Below are 18,469 nucleotides of genomic sequence, written 5' to 3'. Positions count from 1 at the left end.
AAAAAAGAAAAAAACCATGGAAAACTTCCATGATTAAGGTTTAAATTTGCAATTTTGAGGTCTGGGGCTTGGTTCGTCATCTCGAACATTAAAATGATAAGCAAAATACTCTTTCGTCAATTCTTGCCCATCCTTTAAGATTAAAAGAGAATGATATTGCTGCAAATAATCACCACAATTTTCACACCAACGTTTCTCGGTTTGATCCCAGAAAGCAGCTTGAAAATTATCATGACACTTACAGATCGGCAGATTCATTCTTAACGATTGCCATTCTGATTTGTAAAATGACACAGCTTCTTCAAAGTATTCAAAAGTTTGTTCTTCGATGATATCATCCTGCCAATCATCCAAAAACCACCAAGGTTCCCAGTCCCCAAACATTTTGATTACTTGATACATTTTTTCACTTCCTTATGCTCTTTATTATATAAGAATTAAAGCTAATTTAAAATATATTTGCTTATTTATAACCATTATCATCTAAAAAAGCTTAACAAAAAGGCCTGAGATAAACTCAGGCCTTTTTCATTTATTAAACTAAAATGTGAAATCAGATTATTCTGCTTCTGTTGTTGCAGTTGCTTCAACTATTTCAGCTTCTTCACTTGTTTCAAGTTCATTAACAGCTTGTGGTTCAAGGTTACGGTAACGTGCCATACCTGTACCAGCTGGAATAATTTTACCGATGATAACATTTTCTTTAAGACCAAGAAGGTGATCTTTTTTACCACGGATAGCAGCATCTGTAAGAACACGAGTTGTTTCTTGGAATGATGCAGCTGACAAGAATGAATTAGTTTCAAGCGAAGCTTTAGTAATACCCATAAGTACTGGACGTGCAGTTGCAGGAATACCACCAGAGATAACAACATCTTTGTTAGCATCTGTGAAGTCTGCGATATCCATAAGTGTACCTGGAAGAAGATCTGTATCACCTGGATCCATGATACGAACTTTACGAAGCATTTGACGAACCATTACTTCGACGTGTTTATCACCGATTTCTACCCCTTGGCTACGGTATACTTTTTGTACTTCGGCAAGAAGGTAAGTTTCAACTGATAATGTATCACGAACTTCAAGGAGACGTTTAGGTTGGATAGAACCTTCAGTAAGTGAAGCACCACGGTGAACTTCATCACCAATAGCTACTTTCATACGAGCTGTGAATGGTACCACGTATTCACCCATACCAGTTTTACCTTGAACGTAAACTTTCTTAGTACGTGTAGAAGCATCTTCTTCGATGTCAACAACAGTACCTTTAACTTCAGTGATAACTGCTTCACCTTTAGGGTTACGAGCTTCAAAGATTTCTTGGATACGAGGAAGACCTTGTGTGATATCGGTATTTGACGCAACACCACCCGTGTGGAAGGTACGCATTGTAAGCTGTGTACCAGGTTCACCGATAGATTGAGCGGCAATTGTACCAACTGCTTCACCAACTTCAACCGCATCACCTGTAGCAAGGTTGACACCATAACAGTGACGACATACACCATGACGAGTGTTACATGTAAATACTGAACGGATTGTTACTTCTTCTACACCAGCTTTAACAATTTCAGCTGCCATATCTTCAGTAATCAATACGTCTGGACCAACGATAACTTCGCCAGTTTCAGGGTGTTTAACAGATTTCTTAGTGTAACGACCAACAAGACGTTCTTCAAGAGTTTCTGTAACTTCTTTACCATCAGTGATAGCACGGATGACAAGACCACGGTCAGTTCCACAATCGTCTTCACGAATGATAACATCTTGGGCAACGTCAACCAAACGACGAGTAAGGTAACCAGAGTCAGCAGTCTTAAGGGCTGTATCAGTCATACCTTTACGAGCACCGTGAGTTGAGAAGAACATTTCCAAGACAGACAAACCTTCACGGAAGTTAGACAAGATAGGCAATTCCATGATACGTCCATTCGGAGCAGCCATCAAACCACGCATACCGGCAAGTTGTGAGAAGTTAGAGATGTTACCACGAGCTCCTGAGTCCATCATCATAACGATAGGGTTCTTAGGATCTTGTGTTTCAATCAGACGTTGTTCAAGTTCTTCTTTAGCTTCACGCCATGTTGTTGTAACAGCAACATAACGATCATCATCAGTCATCAAACCACGACGGAAGGCTTTGTTAATTTGTTCAACTTTCGTGTGGGCTGCATCGATAATTTCTTGTTTGTTATCGATAACTGGGATATCGGCGATACCCACTGTCAAACCAGCAAGAGTTGAATGGTAGTAACCAAGGTCTTTCAAGCGGTCAAGGAAGGCTGATGTTTCTGTTGTACGGAAACGTTTAAAGATTTCCGCGATAATGTTACCAAGATTTTTCTTCTTGAATGGAACGTTGATATCCAAGCTGTCGATAACAGTGCGGATATCTTGACCAGGTGCCAAGAAGTATTTATCTGGAGTTTTTTCAGTCAAGTTAGCATTGTTTGGTTCTTGAAGGTAAGGTAGATCATCAGGCATGATGTCGTTAAAGAGGATTTTACCAACAGTTGTAACCATGATTTTGTGTTTTTGTTCATCAGTCCATGGTTTGTTTGGCATGCTATCAACTGTGATACCAACACGTGTGTGCAAGTGAACATAACCATTACGGTATGCCATAACTGCTTCATCGCGGTCTTTGAAGATCATTCCTTCACCTTCACGACCTGGTTCTTCCATAGTTAGGTAGTAGTTACCAAGAACCATATCTTGAGATGGTGTTACGACTGGTTTACCATCTTTAGGGTTAAGGATGTGTTCTGCGGCAAGCATAAGAAGACGTGCTTCTGCTTGAGCTTCTTCAGAAAGTGGTACGTGGATGGCCATTTGGTCACCATCGAAGTCGGCATTGTAGGCTTCACAAACAAGTGGGTGAAGACGAAGTGCTTTACCATCGATAAGGACTGGTTCAAAGGCTTGGATACCCAAACGGTGGAGAGTAGGTGCGCGGTTAAGAAGTACTGGGTGTTCTTTGATAACTTCTTCAAGAATATCCCAAATACGTTCATCTCCACGTTCAACCATACGTTTAGCAGCTTTAACGTTACCAGCGTAATCACGAGCAACGATTTCACGCATTACAAATGGTTTGAACAATTCGATAGCCATTTCACGTGGCACACCACATTGATACATTTTAAGTGTTGGACCTACAGCGATAACTGAACGTCCAGAGAAATCAACACGTTTACCAAGTAAGTTTTGACGGAAACGACCTTGTTTACCTTTAAGCATGTGGCTCAAAGATTTAAGAGGACGGCTACCAGGACCTGTGATTGGACGACCACGACGACCGTTATCGATAAGAGCATCGACAGCTTCTTGCAACATACGTTTTTCGTTTTGCACGATGATACCAGGGGCATTCAATTCAAGCAAACGAGCCAAACGGTTGTTACGGTTGATAACACGACGGTAAAGGTCGTTCAAGTCAGATGCAGCGAAACGTCCACCATCCAATTGAACCATTGGACGAAGATCGGGTGGAATAACTGGCAAGATGTTAAGTACCATCCATTCTGGTTTGTTACCAGATTTGTAGAAGGCATCAAGCACATCTAAACGACGGACAGCTTTGATACGTTTTTGCCCTGTTGCTGTTTTCAATTCTTCCTTAAGCTCAGCGATTTCAGATTTCAAATCAACGCGTTTAAGAAGATCTTGGATAGCTTCCGCACCCATTTTCGCAACAAATGATCCTTGTCCGTATTCTTGTAATTTTTCACGATATTCACGCTCAGTCAAAAGTGATTTTGGTTCAAGCGGAGTATCTTTTGGATCGATAACTACATAAGCAGCGAAGTAAATAACTTCTTCAAGAGCACGTGGACTCATGTCAAGAGTAAGTCCCATGCGTGATGGAATACCTTTGAAGTACCAGATGTGTGATACTGGAGCTTTCAATTCAATGTGTCCCATACGTTCACGACGAACTTTAGCACGTGTTACTTCAACACCACAGCGGTCACAAACAATTCCTTTATAACGAATACGTTTATATTTACCACAAGCACATTCCCAGTCTTTTGTTGGTCCAAAGATTACTTCATCAAAAAGACCTTCACGTTCTGGTTTGAGCGTACGATAGTTGATTGTTTCAGGTTTTTTAACTTCACCATAAGACCATGAACGGACCTTACTTGGTGAGGCTAATGTGATTTGCATACTTTTAAAACGATTTACGTCAACCACTAGTTTTACCTTTCTTTATTGTTCTTTTGAAAATAGCAGAGCTACTTTCTAACTTGTCACGACTTATAAACTTTTGTCTGCAAGACATCATTTATCGTTATAGGACTTATCCAAACAATCCGACCAAGAGGAGCAAGATTTACTTGCAACTCTTATGCCCAAATTATTCTTTCCTATTATTATTTTTCTTCTGCAGAAACTTCAGCTTTTTCATCTTCTTCTGTTTCTTGTTTTTGACGAGCTTTTTCAAGATCATCAACGTGCATTACGTCGTCATCTTCACCTTCATCAAGGTCTCGAAGTTCAACTTCGTTGTCATCTTCGTCAAGTACGCGCATGTCAAGACCAAGTGATTGCAATTCTTTAACAAGAACTCGGAATGATTCTGGCACACCTGGTTTTGGAATTGGTTTACCTTTAGTGATGGCTTCATAAGCTTTAAGACGACCAGTCACATCATCTGACTTGTAAGTCAAGATTTCTTGAAGGACGTTTGATGCACCGTAAGCTTCCAAAGCCCAAACTTCCATTTCACCGAAACGTTGTCCACCAAATTGTGCTTTACCACCAAGAGGCTGTTGTGTAACGAGTGAGTAAGGACCAACTGAACGTGCGTGAAGTTTATCATCAACCATGTGGTGAAGTTTGATCATGTACATGACGCCAACTGATACACGGTTATCAAATGGTTCACCAGTACGTCCATCGTAAAGAACTGTCTTAGCGTCGCTAGCCATACCAGCTTCGTTAACTGTATCCCAAAGATCTTCTGAAGTTGCCCCGTCGAAGACCGGTGTTGCAATGTGGATACCAAGGTTACGAGCAGCCATACCAAGGTGAAGTTCCATAACTTGTCCGATGTTCATACGAGATGGCACCCCAAGTGGGTTCAACATGATATCGACTGGAGTTCCGTCTGGAAGGTAAGGCATGTCTTCAACTGGAACAACACGAGAAACAACCCCTTTGTTACCATGACGACCGGCCATTTTATCTCCGACTTTGATTTTACGTTTTTGTGCGATGTAAACACGAACGAGCATGTTAACACCTGATTGCAATTCATCACCGTTTGCACGTGTAAAGATTTTAACGTCACGAACGACACCATCTCCACCGTGTGGTACACGAAGTGATGTATCACGAACTTCACGAGATTTATCACCGAAGATTGCGTGAAGAAGACGTTCTTCAGCAGAAAGGTCTTTTTCACCTTTAGGTGTTACTTTACCTACAAGGATGTCACCTTCTTTAACTTCAGCACCAATACGAATGATACCCATTTCGTCAAGGTCTTTAAGAGCTTCTTCACCAACGTTTGGAATTTCGCGAGTGATTTCTTCAGGGCCTAACTTAGTATCACGTGTTTCTGATTCAAATTCTTCCAAGTGAACCGATGTATAAACATCTTCTTTAACAAGACGTTCACTCAAGATGATGGCATCTTCATAGTTATAACCATCCCAAGTCATATAAGCGACGATTGGGTTTTGACCAAGGGCCATTTCACCTTTTTCCATTGAAGGACCATCAGCGATGAAGTCACCTTTTTCAACGATATCGCCAACTTTAACAAGTGTGTGTTGGTTATAAGCTGTACCTGAGTTAGAACGACGGAATTTAGTGATGTGGTAAACATCAAGTGAACCATCTTCACGACGAACTTCAACTTTTTCAGCGTCAGAGAAGACAACTCGTCCATCGTGTTTAGCGATGACGGCAGCACCTGAATCGTGGGCTGCTTGATATTCCATACCAGTACCAACATATGGTGCGTGTGGATCGATCAATGGCACCGCTTGACGTTGCATGTTGGCACCCATGAGAGCACGGTTAGAGTCATCGTTTTCAAGGAAAGGAATACATGCTGTCGCAACGGCAACTACTTGTTTAGGTGAAACGTCAACGAAGTCAACGATGTTTGATGGGAACTCTTGGTTATTACCTTGATGACGACCCATAACGATGTCTTCAGCAAATGTTCCATCTTCGTTCAGTTTTGAGTTAGCCTGTGCTACTGTGTATTCATCTTCTTCATCGGCAGTCAACCAAACGATTTCGTTTGTAACCACACCTGTAGCGCGGTCAACTTTACGATATGGTGTTTGGATGAAACCATATTTGTTAAGGTGTCCGTATGTTGACAGGTTATTGATCAAACCGATGTTAGGTCCTTCAGGAGTTTCAATCGGACACATACGACCATAGTGAGTGTAGTGCACGTCACGAACTTCATAACCAGCACGGTCACGAGTCAAACCACCAGGTCCTAAGGCTGACAAACGACGTTTGTGAGACAACTCAGAAAGTGGGTTGTGTTGGTCCATGAACTGTGACAATTGAGAAGAACCGAAGAATTCTTTAACGGCTGCAGTTACAGGACGGATGTTGATGATTTGTTGTGGTGTCAACACTTCGTTATCTTGTACTGACATACGTTCGCGAACGTTACGTTCCATACGAGCAAGACCAATACGGAATTGGTTAGCAAGCAATTCACCAACGGCACGGATACGACGGTTACCCAAGTGGTCGATATCATCAACTTTACCTAGACCTTCAGCAAGGTTAAGGAAGTACGACATTTCAGCCAAGATATCAGCTGGTGTAAGCGCACGTGCTTTATCATCAGGATTTGCATTACCAACGATTGTAACAACGCGGTCTGGATCAACTGGTGATACAACTTTGAATTTTTGAAGAACAACAGGTTCAGTGACAACAGCATAATCGTTTGGTGTGTAAACAAATTTGTTAAGGTCACCATCCAATTGATCAGCAATTGAATCGATAACGTCATGTGTCATTACTGTACCAGCTTCAACAAGGATTTCACCTGTTTCAGCATCAACCAAGTTTTCAGCAATTGTTTGGTTCAAGAGACGAGTCTTGATGTTAAGTTTTTTGTTGATTTTGTAACGACCAACAGCTGCCAAGTCATAACGACGTGGGTCAAAGAAACGAGCGACAAGCAAGCTACGTGAGCTATCAGCTGTTTTTGGTTCACCTGGACGAAGGCGTTCGTAAATTTCTTTAAGTGCTTCGTCAGTACGTGAATCTGCTGGGTTTTTATGAATATCTTTTTCGATAGTGTTACGAACAAGTTCGCTATCACCGAAGATATCCATGATTTCATCATCACCTGAGAAACCAAGAGCACGTACAAGTGTTGTAAATGGAATTTTACGTGTACGGTCGATACGTGTGTAGGCAATGTCTTTTGAATCTGTTTCTAATTCAAGCCATGCTCCACGGTTAGGGATTACAGTTGAACCGTAACCAACTTTACCGTTTTTATCAACTTTATCATTGAAATAAACACCAGGAGAACGAACCAACTGAGAAACGATAATACGTTCACCACCGTTGATGATGAATGTACCCATTTCAGTCATAATTGGGAAATCACCGAAGAAAACTTCTTGAGTTTTGATTTCTCCTGTTTCTTTGTTAATCAAACGGAAGGTTACAAAAATAGGTGCTGAGTAAGATGCATCGTGGATACGAGCTTCTTCAAGCGTATACTTAGGCTCTTTCAATTCGTAACCAACAAATTCAAGTTCCATAGTATCCGTAAAGTTTGTAATTGGAAGTACATCTTCAAAAACTTCTCTTAATCCGTTATCCAAGAAGTCTTTAAAAGAATCCGTTTGAATTTCAATCAAGTTAGGTAAATCAAGAACTTCCTTGATTCTTGAAAAGCTACGACGTGTACGGTGTTTCCCGTACTGAACTTCATGTCCTGCCAAGTTTTTTACTCCTTCATTAAAATACAGAGGTCTATAAACTCCATCATAACCACAATTCTCTTCATACGACGAGAACAATCATTACTTTTTCATTTTGACCTTTATAGTTAGGGTACTTAAAACACCCCGCCAAGTGTGTCGTTGATGTGAATTTTTAGAAACTTTAAATATAGGTTACAAACTGCATTTTTTCTAAAATTAGGCACAAAAAGAGCAGCTAAATCTGACCATAAAAAGTGTGATTTAACTGCTGCAAACTTTAGTTGGACAATATTTCAACTAAAGAAAACGACAAATAGTTGCTAATATTATACCTTATTTTTTAAATTTTTGCAAGTGTTTTTAGTTACTACTGTTGGTTTTAATCGCCGGATTATGAAGCAATGCATCCCATGCTTTCGTGTAGTCACTATCCGTTCCGCCAATAGCAAATTTATAGGTCATATTACCCGCTCCAGTCTTAGCCCAATAACTTGTCGTTGTCTCACCGCTAACGTTAAGCGAGCGACCATTTACCGTTACTGTACCAGGCTGCAAACCAGTTGCTTTTAGAACCGTTGACTTAATCACATTTGAAGACAAGTTGTATTTGTCTGTTCCAAATGTATTCGCATGAGCATTATAAATGCTATTAACCAAATCAGCCATATACTGAGCGTTGTATTTGTATCCAGCCATTGAGTCTAGAGAGGTATTATCATCATTACCTGCCCAACCACCTAAAGTTACTTTTGGTGTTGAAAGCATCAACCAAACATCCGTATAATTGTCGGTTGTCCCTGTTTTTCCTGACCAATCTGCTTGCGCTGCTTGACTATTCAAAGCTTGTAAATCTTTATAGAACTCGGTAGTTGCGCCACCTTTAACAACATCTTTCAATAACTGGTTCAAAATACTAGCTGTTGCTTCTGAGAATACACGAACTGGATTTGCCTTGTGTTGGTAAATGACATCACCTTTATTATTAGTGATGCTATCAACCAAATAGCCTTTCATGTAAACACCACCGTTTGAAATCATTTGATAGGCATTTACTTGTTGAAGAACAGTTGTTTCAATACCACCACCTAAAGGCAGGCTTTCAATCGCGTAGTTGTCAACGCTATAATTCATTTTCTTCATGTAAGACGCAATATCAACATTGTGATTGAGTAACATCTGATAAGTCCAATAAGCTGGAATATTCCATGATGTATTAAGTGCTTCTTGAAGGTTAATCATGCCAGTTCCGACGTCGTTACCGTGCATGATTGGTTGACCACTTGAGAAATTCGTTGGGTAATTAGAAAGAATACTTGCACTGCCAAGAAGTCCTTGATCAATGGCAATACCGTAAGCGATAATCGGTTTGATACTTGAACCTGGTGAGCGCGCAGTATCAAAAGCGTGGTTATTTTGGTTGGTTGAATAATCCCTGCCACCAATAAATCCTAAAATCGCACCAGTAGAATTATCCATCAAGACATTCCCAACATCGACTTGTTGAGAACTTCCTTGATCCAGTGTGCTACCATACTGTGCTACTGCGTTTTGCATAGCATTGTAGACATTCTTATCAATCGTTGTCTTGACCGTGTAGCCACCTTGTTGCAAAGTTTCAGAAGCTAATTTACGATAAGATTCTTTCGTTGTATCGTTTTTCAATTCTTGTTCAGAAACACCATTTTTCTCAATAAAGTAATCATACATGATATCTTGTGCTTCTTCTAGGACAGAATAGTAAAGGAAATCGTGAGAACTTGTCGTTGCAGATGCCGGTTGAATAAAGTCTTGACTAACATCATAAGACTTATATTCATTGTATTCATCTTTTGTCAAATAGCCTGCACGATACATATTGTAAAGAACATCTTGTTGACGAGAAAGACCATAAGCCATATTCTCAGCATCTTTTAGCTGACCAGCTGCTGTATACGGAGAATATACAATCGGGCTTTGAGGCAAACCAGCTAAAAATGCAGCTTGTGGAATTGTCAAATCACTTGCAGACACCCCAAAAATACCTTGAGCTGCCTCTTCAATACCAGCAATATTTTCACCCTTATTGTTACGTCCAAAAGGTGAGACATTCAGGTAATCGGTCAAAATCTCATCTTTACTCAAATAACGTTCCAAAGCCAACGCATATATAATTTCACGTGATTTACGTTTAAAGGTTGGATCATCACCTAGCACCTGTTGCTTGATTAATTGTTGCGTCAACGTTGACCCACCACTAGTTTCACCTAGGCCAAGAACAGACCCCAAAGTCGCACGGAAAACCGCCTTAGGAACCACACCATCATGCCCTTCAAAATTTTCATCCTCAGTTGCTACAATAGCATGTTTGATATTTTCTGAAATAGCTTCGCTAGCAACTGGTGTACGTAGCAAGTCCGTATCAATGGCAGCAATCGAACTGCCATCAGAATAAGACATCTGTGACACGCGCGTCAAAGATGTCACCTGACTGACCAAGCTCTCCTTATCAGGGATTTTAACCGCATCTATCTGACTAGCAAGATAACCAAAAGCTAAACCAACTCCCAACATGCCAAACAAAATGACAATAATATAAAAAAAGTCGGTTAATAACTTAACTGTCCTCAAAAAGACTGATCCAAAATCAAGTAAGCCAAGCTTCTGATGATCTGCTTTTTTCTTATTTTTATTTCTCTTACTCTTACTCATTCTAATACCTCGATAATATTATACCAAACTTTGATAAAGCTTGCATAGAGGCACCGCTTTTTGATATAATAGCCTGTAAACTACAATATCATTGAGGGAAAATCTAGCCCAGCTAAAAGACACAAATATCACCCTCAAAATTTTAAGTAAGGAGAAAGCTCGTGAACATATTCGAAGAACTCAAAGAACGTGGCTTAGTTTTTCAAACAACTGATGAAGAAGCCCTTGTCAAAGCATTAACAGAAGGGCAAGTATCCTATTATACTGGTTATGATCCTACAGCTGATAGTCTTCACCTTGGTCACTTGGTTGCCATTCTAACATCACGTCGCCTTCAAATGGCAGGACATAAACCATATGCTCTTGTTGGAGGAGCTACAGGACTTATCGGTGACCCATCATTTAAAGATGCTGAACGCAGTCTTCAAACAAAAGAAACTGTCGATGGATGGGTTGTTAAAATTCAAAATCAATTGTCACGTTTCCTTGATTTCGAAAATGGCGACAACAAAGCCGTCATGGTCAACAACTATGACTGGTTTGGTAATATTAGCTTCATTGACTTCCTACGTGATGTCGGTAAATACTTTACTGTCAATGCAATGATGAGTAAAGAATCAGTTAAAAAACGTATTGAAACAGGTATCTCATACACTGAGTTTGCCTACCAAATCATGCAAGGTTATGACTTCTACGAATTAAATGACAAATACAACGTTACTTTGCAAATTGGTGGTTCTGACCAATGGGGTAATATGACTGCTGGTACAGAACTTCTTCGTCGTAAAGCTGATAAAACTGGTCACGTTATGACAGTGCCACTTATCACTGACGCTACAGGTAAAAAATTCGGTAAATCTGAAGGAAATGCGGTTTGGCTTGATGCTGACAAAACATCTCCATACGAAATGTACCAATTCTGGCTCAACGTTATGGACGATGATGCTGTTCGCTTCTTGAAAATCTTCACATTCCTTTCACTAGATGAAATTACTGAAATCGAAAAAGAATTTAACGCTGCACGTCACGAACGTTTGGCACAAAAAGTCCTAGCACGTGAAGTTGTCATACTTGTTCACGGTGAAGAAGCTTACAAAGAAGCTCTTAAAATCACTGAACAACTTTTTGCTGGAAACATTAAGAGCCTTTCAGCAAAAGAATTAAAACAAGGTCTAAACAACGTTCCTAACTACGCTGTTTCAGACAATGATAACCGCAACATCGTTGAAATGCTTGTTGCTGCTAAAATCTCACCATCAAAACGTCAAGCACGTGAAGACGTTCAAAACGGTGCTATCTACATCAACGGTGAACGTATTCAAGATTTGAACTACACACTTTCTGATGACGATAAAATCGATAACGAACTTACTGTTATCCGCCGCGGTAAGAAAAAATACTTCGTATTGACTTACTAATTTTAAAATCATTAACAGATGCTTGAAGCATCTGTTTTTTTATGCCATCAAAAAAAGAGAGGAACTTCCTCCCTTTTTTAACTATTACGACGACTTACCACATTAAACAAATTCACCAAAAGGAAAATTGCCACAAAAATAATTGTAATCGTCGCACTTGCTGGTGTTTCCCAATAATACGATGTGATAATGCCAGTTACCATTCCAATAAAACCAACTAAAACACCAATGAAAATCACTGATCTAAAGTTTTTCCCAAGTCTCATAGCGATACTTGCTGGTAAAACCATAATCGTTGACACCAGAAGAGCTCCTGCTGCCGGAATCGTCAAAGCTATTGCAATCCCAGTCACAATATTGAACAACAATGACATCAAACGAACTGGCAAGCCATCAACAAAAGCTGTTTCCTCATCAAATGTTAGAACATACATCGGTCTGATGAACAACAGAGTCAAAATCAAGACAATAACCGCAATGACAAACAAAGCAATGACCTGCCCCATGTTAATCGTCACAATCGAACCGAATAAATACTGTTCCAAATTCACACTACCAGCATTCTCTGATTTACTTGTCACAATCAAGGCGACCGCTAAACCAAGCGACATCAGAATTGCCGTAGAAATTTCAATATAGTGTTTATAAACCGTCTGCAAATATTCTAAAACAACCGCAGCGATAGTTACCACAATAACCGTAGACCACGTTGTTGATTTTCCAAGTAGAATACCAAGAGCAACACCAGCCAAAGAAACGTGACTAAGTGTATCACTCATCAAACTCTGATGACGTAGGATTAGGAAAATTCCCAGAATCGGAGCAAAAATACTAATCGCAACTACTGCCATAATGGCGCGTTGCATAAAATCATATGAAAAAATCTCAGTCAGCATTCTTAGCTCCTTTCTTTGTTAAAGTATGAAGATCGAAGCAATTCCAAGGTGTCTTTTGACTACGAACCAAGTGAATGTTACGATCAGCATAACGTTTCACCTCATCTGGATCATGCGTAATCATCAGAACAGATTTTCCATGTGTATGTGCACTGTGATGCATCAATTCGTAAAATCTTTCAGTTGTTCCAGCATCCATACCAGTTGTTGGTTCATCTAAAATAAAAATATCAGGATCTGAAGCAAAAATACGTGCAATCACAATACGTTGTTTTTGACCTCCAGATAAGCTACCAATGCGCTTATTGCGATTTTCCCACATACCAACTGATTCTAGACTAACCTTAACATGTTCTTCGTCGTGCTTTGTCAAACGACGAAACCAACCATTTCTAGGGTATCGACCAGAACGGACGAATTCATGAACCGTTGACGGAAAACCAGCATTAAAACTAGCAATCTGCTGTGGCAAATAGGCAATACGAAGTTTCTTGCCATCTTTATTTATTTTAGAGATTGTCACCTGACCACTCTTTGGTGTCAAAATACCTAATGTTGCTTTAACCAAAGTCGATTTAGCAGCTCCATTTTCACCAGTTAAAGTAACAAATTCACCACTATCTAAATGGTAATTAATTCCTTCCAAGACAGGTTCACTGTCATATTGGAAAGACAAATCTTCTACTGTAATATATCTCATTTACACCCTTCTAGCTCATCTGAAAAAGTAGTCAAAAATCTTGAAATAACTGACTGTTCTTCATCTGAAAAATTATCAATCATTTTTTTGTACACTGACAATGTCGCATGATGGTGATGAGTATGTTCATCTGCGACAGGTTTAGCAAGCTCAGTCAATTCAAAATAAGTCACACGGGCATCATCCTTATTTTTCACAGGAGCAAGCATTCCCTCTTTCACTAAACACTTAATAGCTTTCGTAACAGCGGCTTGGCTAATATTCAAACGTTTTGCCAAGGCAGAATTTGTCAAGCGTTCTTGCGACAAAAGCATCAGAATATGTTCTTGTGTATTGGTTAATTCGACACCGCTTTGACAAGTACCAAATAATAACTCGTGCTGATTTTCGGTTTTTAATAAAATTTCATTTACTAGACAATCAATTTGTTTTTCTAGCTGCATTATCAACACCCCTCTCACTTCATTAACCAGTTAATTATATCAAAAAGAAAAAGAAGAATCAATTACCTGATTCCCTTTCTTCACAATATCCGTACTTTGTAAACTTCCTTACAGAAGCCTCGCATACTATTAACCAAACGATCTGCTTTTTTCTCTGAGCGACACAAACCAAAAACCGTTGGACCACTTCCTGTCATTAAAGCAGCATCAGCCCCACACTTCATCATACGATCTTTTATTTTTTGGATAAATGGCTTGCGCTTAATCGTAATATCCTCTAAAGAATTCCCCATATGAGCAATAATCTGTTCATAATCATTAGCCAAAACAGCTTCCTTTAAAGAACCAATATCAACACGAGAAATCGTCTCACAATCAATCTCAGGAAAAACCGTGCGCGTTGAAACACCAAAATCAGGCTTAACCAAAACAACCCAAGCAGACAAAGACGTATTTAAACACTCAACAATTTCACCTTTACCAGAAATACAAGCACAACCAGCTCCTAAACAATACGGTACATCACTGCCAACTTGAAAACCAATTTCGATCATTTCATCCTTAGATAATTTTAGCTGCCATAACTTGTTTAAAGCTCTAATAGTAGCGGCAGCATCTGTAGAACCACCACCTAAACCAGCACAAATAGGAATTGCTTTCTCCAGTTCAATCTTAACACCAGACTTGATGCCATACCTATCCTTAATAAGCTGAGCAGCTTTAAAAACATCATTTTTAGCATTTAAAGGCATCTTATGATTGTTAGATTCAACAACAATATCTGAACTAGAAATCTCAGAAACTGTAATGTAATCATTTAAATCAACACTAACCATAAGCATTGATAAATCATGATAACCATCAGGCCTTTTCCCAACAATATCCAAGCCTAAATTAATCTTAGCAGGTGCCTTTTCAATAATAACCATTAAACATTCCTTTTAAAATATTACATCTATTATAACAAATATTCTGAAAAGAACACACCATAATAGCCCAGGTTCAATGAAAAACATCCTATTTTCAAGAAAACTATTTTTAAAATACAATGCATCCAAATGAGAGCAGAAAAAAAGCAACTCAATGAGTTGCTCTCCGTCTACCGCTTTTAAACTCCGCCAGTAGGACTCGAACCTACGACATCATGATTAACAGTCATGCGCTACTACCAACTGAGCTATGGCGGATAAATGCTAAGCGACTACCATATCTAACAGGGGGCAACCCCCAACTACATCAGGCGTGCTAGGGCTTAACTTCTGTGTTCGGCATGGGAACAGGTGTATCTCCTAGGCTATCGTCACTTAACTATGATTGATTATCCAATCAAAATTGAATACCTATATATTCTAACAAGAAACCTACGCGCTGTCAATATTGACTCGTTTCTTTTTTGGATAAGTCCTCGAGCTATTAGTATTAGTCCGCTACATGTGTCACCACACTTACACTTCTAACCTATCTACCTGATCATCTCTCAGGGCTCTTACTGATATAAAATCATGGGAAATCTCATCTTGAGGTGGGCTTCACACTTAGATGCTTTCAGCGTTTATCCCTTCCCTACATAGCTACCCAGCGATGCCTTTGGCAAGACAACTGGTACACCAGCGGTAAGTCCACTCTGGTCCTCTCGTACTAGGAGCAGATCCTCTCAAATTTCCTACGCCCGCGACGGATAGGGACCGAACTGTCTCACGACGTTCTGAACCCAGCTCGCGTGCCGCTTTAATGGGCGAACAGCCCAACCCTTGGGACCGACTACAGCCCCAGGATGCGACGAGCCGACATCGAGGTGCCAAACCTCCCCGTCGATGTGAACTCTTGGGGGAGATAAGCCTGTTATCCCCAGGGTAGCTTTTATCCGTTGAGCGATGGCCCTTCCATGCGGAACCACCGGATCACTAAGCCCGACTTTCGTCCCTGCTCGAGTTGTAGCTCTCGCAGTCAAGCTCCCTTATACCTTTACACTCTGCGAATGATTTCCAACCATTCTGAGGGAACCTTTGGGCGCCTCCGTTACCTTTTAGGAGGCGACCGCCCCAGTCAAACTGCCCGTCAGACACTGTCTCCGATAGGGATAGCCTATCTAGGTTAGAGTAGCCATAACACAAGGGTAGTATCCCAACAACGCCTCCACCGAAACTAGCGTCCCGATTTCATAGGCTCCTACCTATCCTGTACATGTGGTACAGATACTCAATATCAAACTGCAGTAAAGCTCCATGGGGTCTTTCCGTCCTGTCGCGGGTAACCTGCATCTTCACAGGTACTAAAATTTCACCGAGTCTCTCGTTGAGACAGTGCCCAAATCATTACGCCTTTCGTGCGGGTCGGAACTTACCCGACAAGGAATTTCGCTACCTTAGGACCGTTATAGTTACGGCCGCCGTTTACTGGGGCTTCAATTCACACCTTCGCTAATGCTAAGCGCTCCTCTTAACCTTCCAGCACCGGGCAGGCGTCACCCCCTATACATCATCTTACGATTTAGCAGAGAGCTGTGTTTTTGATAAACAGTTGCTTGGGCCTATTCACTGCGGCTGACTTAAAGCCAGCGCCCCTTCTCCCGAAGTTACGGGGCCATTTTGCCGAGTTCCTTAACGAGAGTTCTCTCGCTCACCTGAGGCTACTCGCCTCGACTACCTGTGTCGGTTTGCGGTACGGGTAGAGTATAATTAACGCTAGAAGCTTTTCTTGGCAGTGTGACATCACTAACTTCGCTACTTAACTTCGCTCCCCATCACAGCTCAATGTTAGAGATATAAGCATTTGACTCATATCACACCTCACTGCTTAGACGTGCACTTCCAATCGCACGCTTTAGTTAGCCTACTGCGTCCCTCCATCACTATATACTCTAGTACAGGAATATCAACCTGTTGTCCATCGGATACACCTTTCGGTCTCTCCTTAGGTCCCGACTAACCCAGGGAGGACGAGCCTTCCCCTGGAAACCTTAGTCATACGGTGGACAGGATTCTCACCTGTCTTTCGCTACTCATACCGGCATTCTCACTTCTATGCGTTCCAGCGCTCCTCACGGTACACCTTCTTCACACATAGAACGCTCTCCTACCATACCTAAAAGGTATCCACAGCTTCGGTAATATGTTTTAGCCCCGGTACATTTTCGGCGCAGGGTCACTCGACTAGTGAGCTATTACGCACTCTTTGAATGAATAGCTGCTTCTAAGCTAACATCCTAGTTGTCTGTGCAACCCCACATCCTTTTCCACTTAACATATATTTTGGGACCTTAGCTGGTGGTCTGGGCTGTTTCCCTTTCGACTACGGATCTTAGCACTCGCAGTCTGACTGCCGATTATATCTCATTGGCATTCGGAGTTTATCTGATATTGGTAATCCGGGATGGACCCCTCAATCAAACAGTGCTCTACCTCCAAGAGACTTAACATCGACGCTAGCCCTAAAGCTATTTCGGAGAGAACCAGCTATCTCCAAGTTCGTTTGGAATTTCTCCGCTACCCACAAGTCATCCAAGCACTTTTCAACGTGCCCTGGTTCGGGCCTCCAGTGAGTTTTACCTCACCTTCACCCTGCTCATGGGTAGGTCACATGGTTTCGGGTCTACGACATGATACTAATGCGCCCTATTAAGACTCGGTTTCCCTACGGCTCCGTCTCTTCAACTTAACCTCGCATCATATCGTAACTCGCCGGTTCATTCTACAAAAGGCACGCTCTCACCCATTAACGGGCTCGAACTTGTTGTAGGCACACGGTTTCAGGTTCTATTTCACTCCCCTCCCGGGGTGCTTTTCACCTTTCCCTCACGGTACTGGTTCACTATCGGTCACTAGAGAGTATTTAGGGTTAGGAGATGGTCCTCCCAGATTCCGACGAGATTTCTCGTGTCTCGCCGTACTCAGGATACTGCTAGGGTTAAAGACTATTTCGAATACGAGGCTGTTACTCTCTTTGGCTTACCTTCCCAGGTAATTCTTCTATAATCTTGTCGTCCCACGTCGCAGTCCTACAACCCCGATGTGTAAACACATCGGTTTGCCCTCTTGCCATTTCGCTCGCCGCTACTAAGGCAATCGCGTTTGCTTTCTCTTCCTGCAGCTACTTAGATGTTTCAGTTCACTGCGTCTTCCTCTTCATTACCTTAACAGTAATGAGTGACATGCATTACATGCCGGGTTCCCCCATTCGGACATCTCTGGATCAATGTTTACTTACAACTCCCCAAAGCATTTCGTCGTTAGTCACGTCCTTCATCGGCTTCTAGTGCCAAGGCATCCACCGTGCGCCCTTATTAACTTAACCTTATTTTGGTCTGTTGACCTTAAACTCATTAAATCACAGCGTTTCGGTTTATTTCTTGTTACTATCTACAATTCAATTTCTTGAATCGTGGAATTTGATATAG

At 41.1% G+C, this 18,469-nt stretch carries 9 protein-coding genes, 1 tRNA gene and 2 rRNA genes; 1 reads left to right on the top strand and 11 read right to left on the bottom strand.

The window, feature by feature from the left end; all coding sequences use genetic code 11:
* Window positions 1–33 precede the first annotated feature (33 nt).
* From DQN23_RS00700 to pbp1b, 4 genes are all read right to left on the bottom strand, one after another.
* Window positions 34–402: a DUF1033 family protein gene (locus tag DQN23_RS00700; RefSeq protein WP_020915986.1), complete on the bottom strand. Its 369-nt coding sequence runs from the start codon at window positions 400–402 to the stop codon at window positions 34–36.
* A 156-nt stretch (window positions 403–558) separates the two neighbouring features.
* On the bottom strand, window positions 559–4,197 hold the full coding sequence (gene rpoC, locus DQN23_RS00695) for a DNA-directed RNA polymerase subunit beta' (RefSeq protein WP_020915985.1): 3,639 nt from the start codon (window positions 4,195–4,197) through the stop codon (window positions 559–561).
* A 179-nt stretch (window positions 4,198–4,376) separates the two neighbouring features.
* On the bottom strand, window positions 4,377–7,946 hold the full coding sequence (gene rpoB, locus DQN23_RS00690) for a DNA-directed RNA polymerase subunit beta (RefSeq protein WP_043894881.1): 3,570 nt from the start codon (window positions 7,944–7,946) through the stop codon (window positions 4,377–4,379).
* A gap of 342 nt (window positions 7,947–8,288) precedes the next feature.
* Window positions 8,289–10,616 carry a penicillin-binding protein PBP1B gene (pbp1b, locus tag DQN23_RS00685; protein ID WP_111712558.1) on the bottom strand — a complete coding sequence of 776 codons (2,328 nt, stop codon included), beginning with the start codon at window positions 10,614–10,616 and terminating at the stop codon, window positions 8,289–8,291.
* Window positions 10,617–10,777: 161 nt separating this feature from the next.
* Between pbp1b and tyrS the strand changes: the two genes are divergently transcribed.
* The gene (gene tyrS, locus DQN23_RS00680; protein ID WP_111712557.1) at window positions 10,778–12,034 is read left to right on the top strand and encodes a tyrosine--tRNA ligase; all 1,257 of its coding nucleotides are present in this window, start codon (window positions 10,778–10,780) and stop codon (window positions 12,032–12,034) included.
* 77 nt (window positions 12,035–12,111) lie between these two features.
* Here tyrS and DQN23_RS00675 read toward each other — a convergent pair whose 3' ends face one another.
* From DQN23_RS00675 to DQN23_RS00645, 7 genes are all read right to left on the bottom strand, one after another.
* Window positions 12,112–12,930 carry a metal ABC transporter permease gene (locus DQN23_RS00675; protein ID WP_020915966.1) on the bottom strand — a complete coding sequence of 273 codons (819 nt, stop codon included), beginning with the start codon at window positions 12,928–12,930 and terminating at the stop codon, window positions 12,112–12,114.
* The gene (locus tag DQN23_RS00670) at window positions 12,920–13,630 is read right to left on the bottom strand and encodes a metal ABC transporter ATP-binding protein (protein ID WP_020915965.1); all 711 of its coding nucleotides are present in this window, start codon (window positions 13,628–13,630) and stop codon (window positions 12,920–12,922) included. The genes DQN23_RS00675 and DQN23_RS00670 overlap by 11 nt, the downstream gene beginning before the upstream one ends.
* Window positions 13,627–14,073 (bottom strand): zinc-dependent MarR family transcriptional regulator, encoded by a 447-nt coding sequence (locus DQN23_RS00665; protein ID WP_043894872.1) that lies wholly within the window; start codon window positions 14,071–14,073, stop codon window positions 13,627–13,629. Before DQN23_RS00665 ends, DQN23_RS00670 begins: the two co-directional genes overlap by 4 nt.
* A gap of 80 nt (window positions 14,074–14,153) precedes the next feature.
* Window positions 14,154–15,002: a 4-(cytidine 5'-diphospho)-2-C-methyl-D-erythritol kinase gene (gene ispE / locus DQN23_RS00660; protein ID WP_061409158.1), complete on the bottom strand. Its 849-nt coding sequence runs from the start codon at window positions 15,000–15,002 to the stop codon at window positions 14,154–14,156.
* A 184-nt stretch (window positions 15,003–15,186) separates the two neighbouring features.
* Window positions 15,187–15,260 (bottom strand) — tRNA-Asn (locus DQN23_RS00655).
* A 5-nt stretch (window positions 15,261–15,265) separates the two neighbouring features.
* A 5S ribosomal RNA gene (gene rrf, locus DQN23_RS00650) occupies window positions 15,266–15,381 on the bottom strand.
* A gap of 85 nt (window positions 15,382–15,466) precedes the next feature.
* A 23S ribosomal RNA gene (locus DQN23_RS00645) occupies window positions 15,467–18,366 on the bottom strand.
* Window positions 18,367–18,469 lie beyond the last annotated feature (103 nt).

This window comes from Streptococcus lutetiensis, assembly GCF_900475675.1.
In the GTDB taxonomy this organism is placed as follows: domain Bacteria; phylum Bacillota; class Bacilli; order Lactobacillales; family Streptococcaceae; genus Streptococcus; species Streptococcus lutetiensis.
The sequence above is the reverse complement of the archived record's forward strand: the minus strand, read 5'-3'. Positions and strand labels throughout refer to the sequence as shown.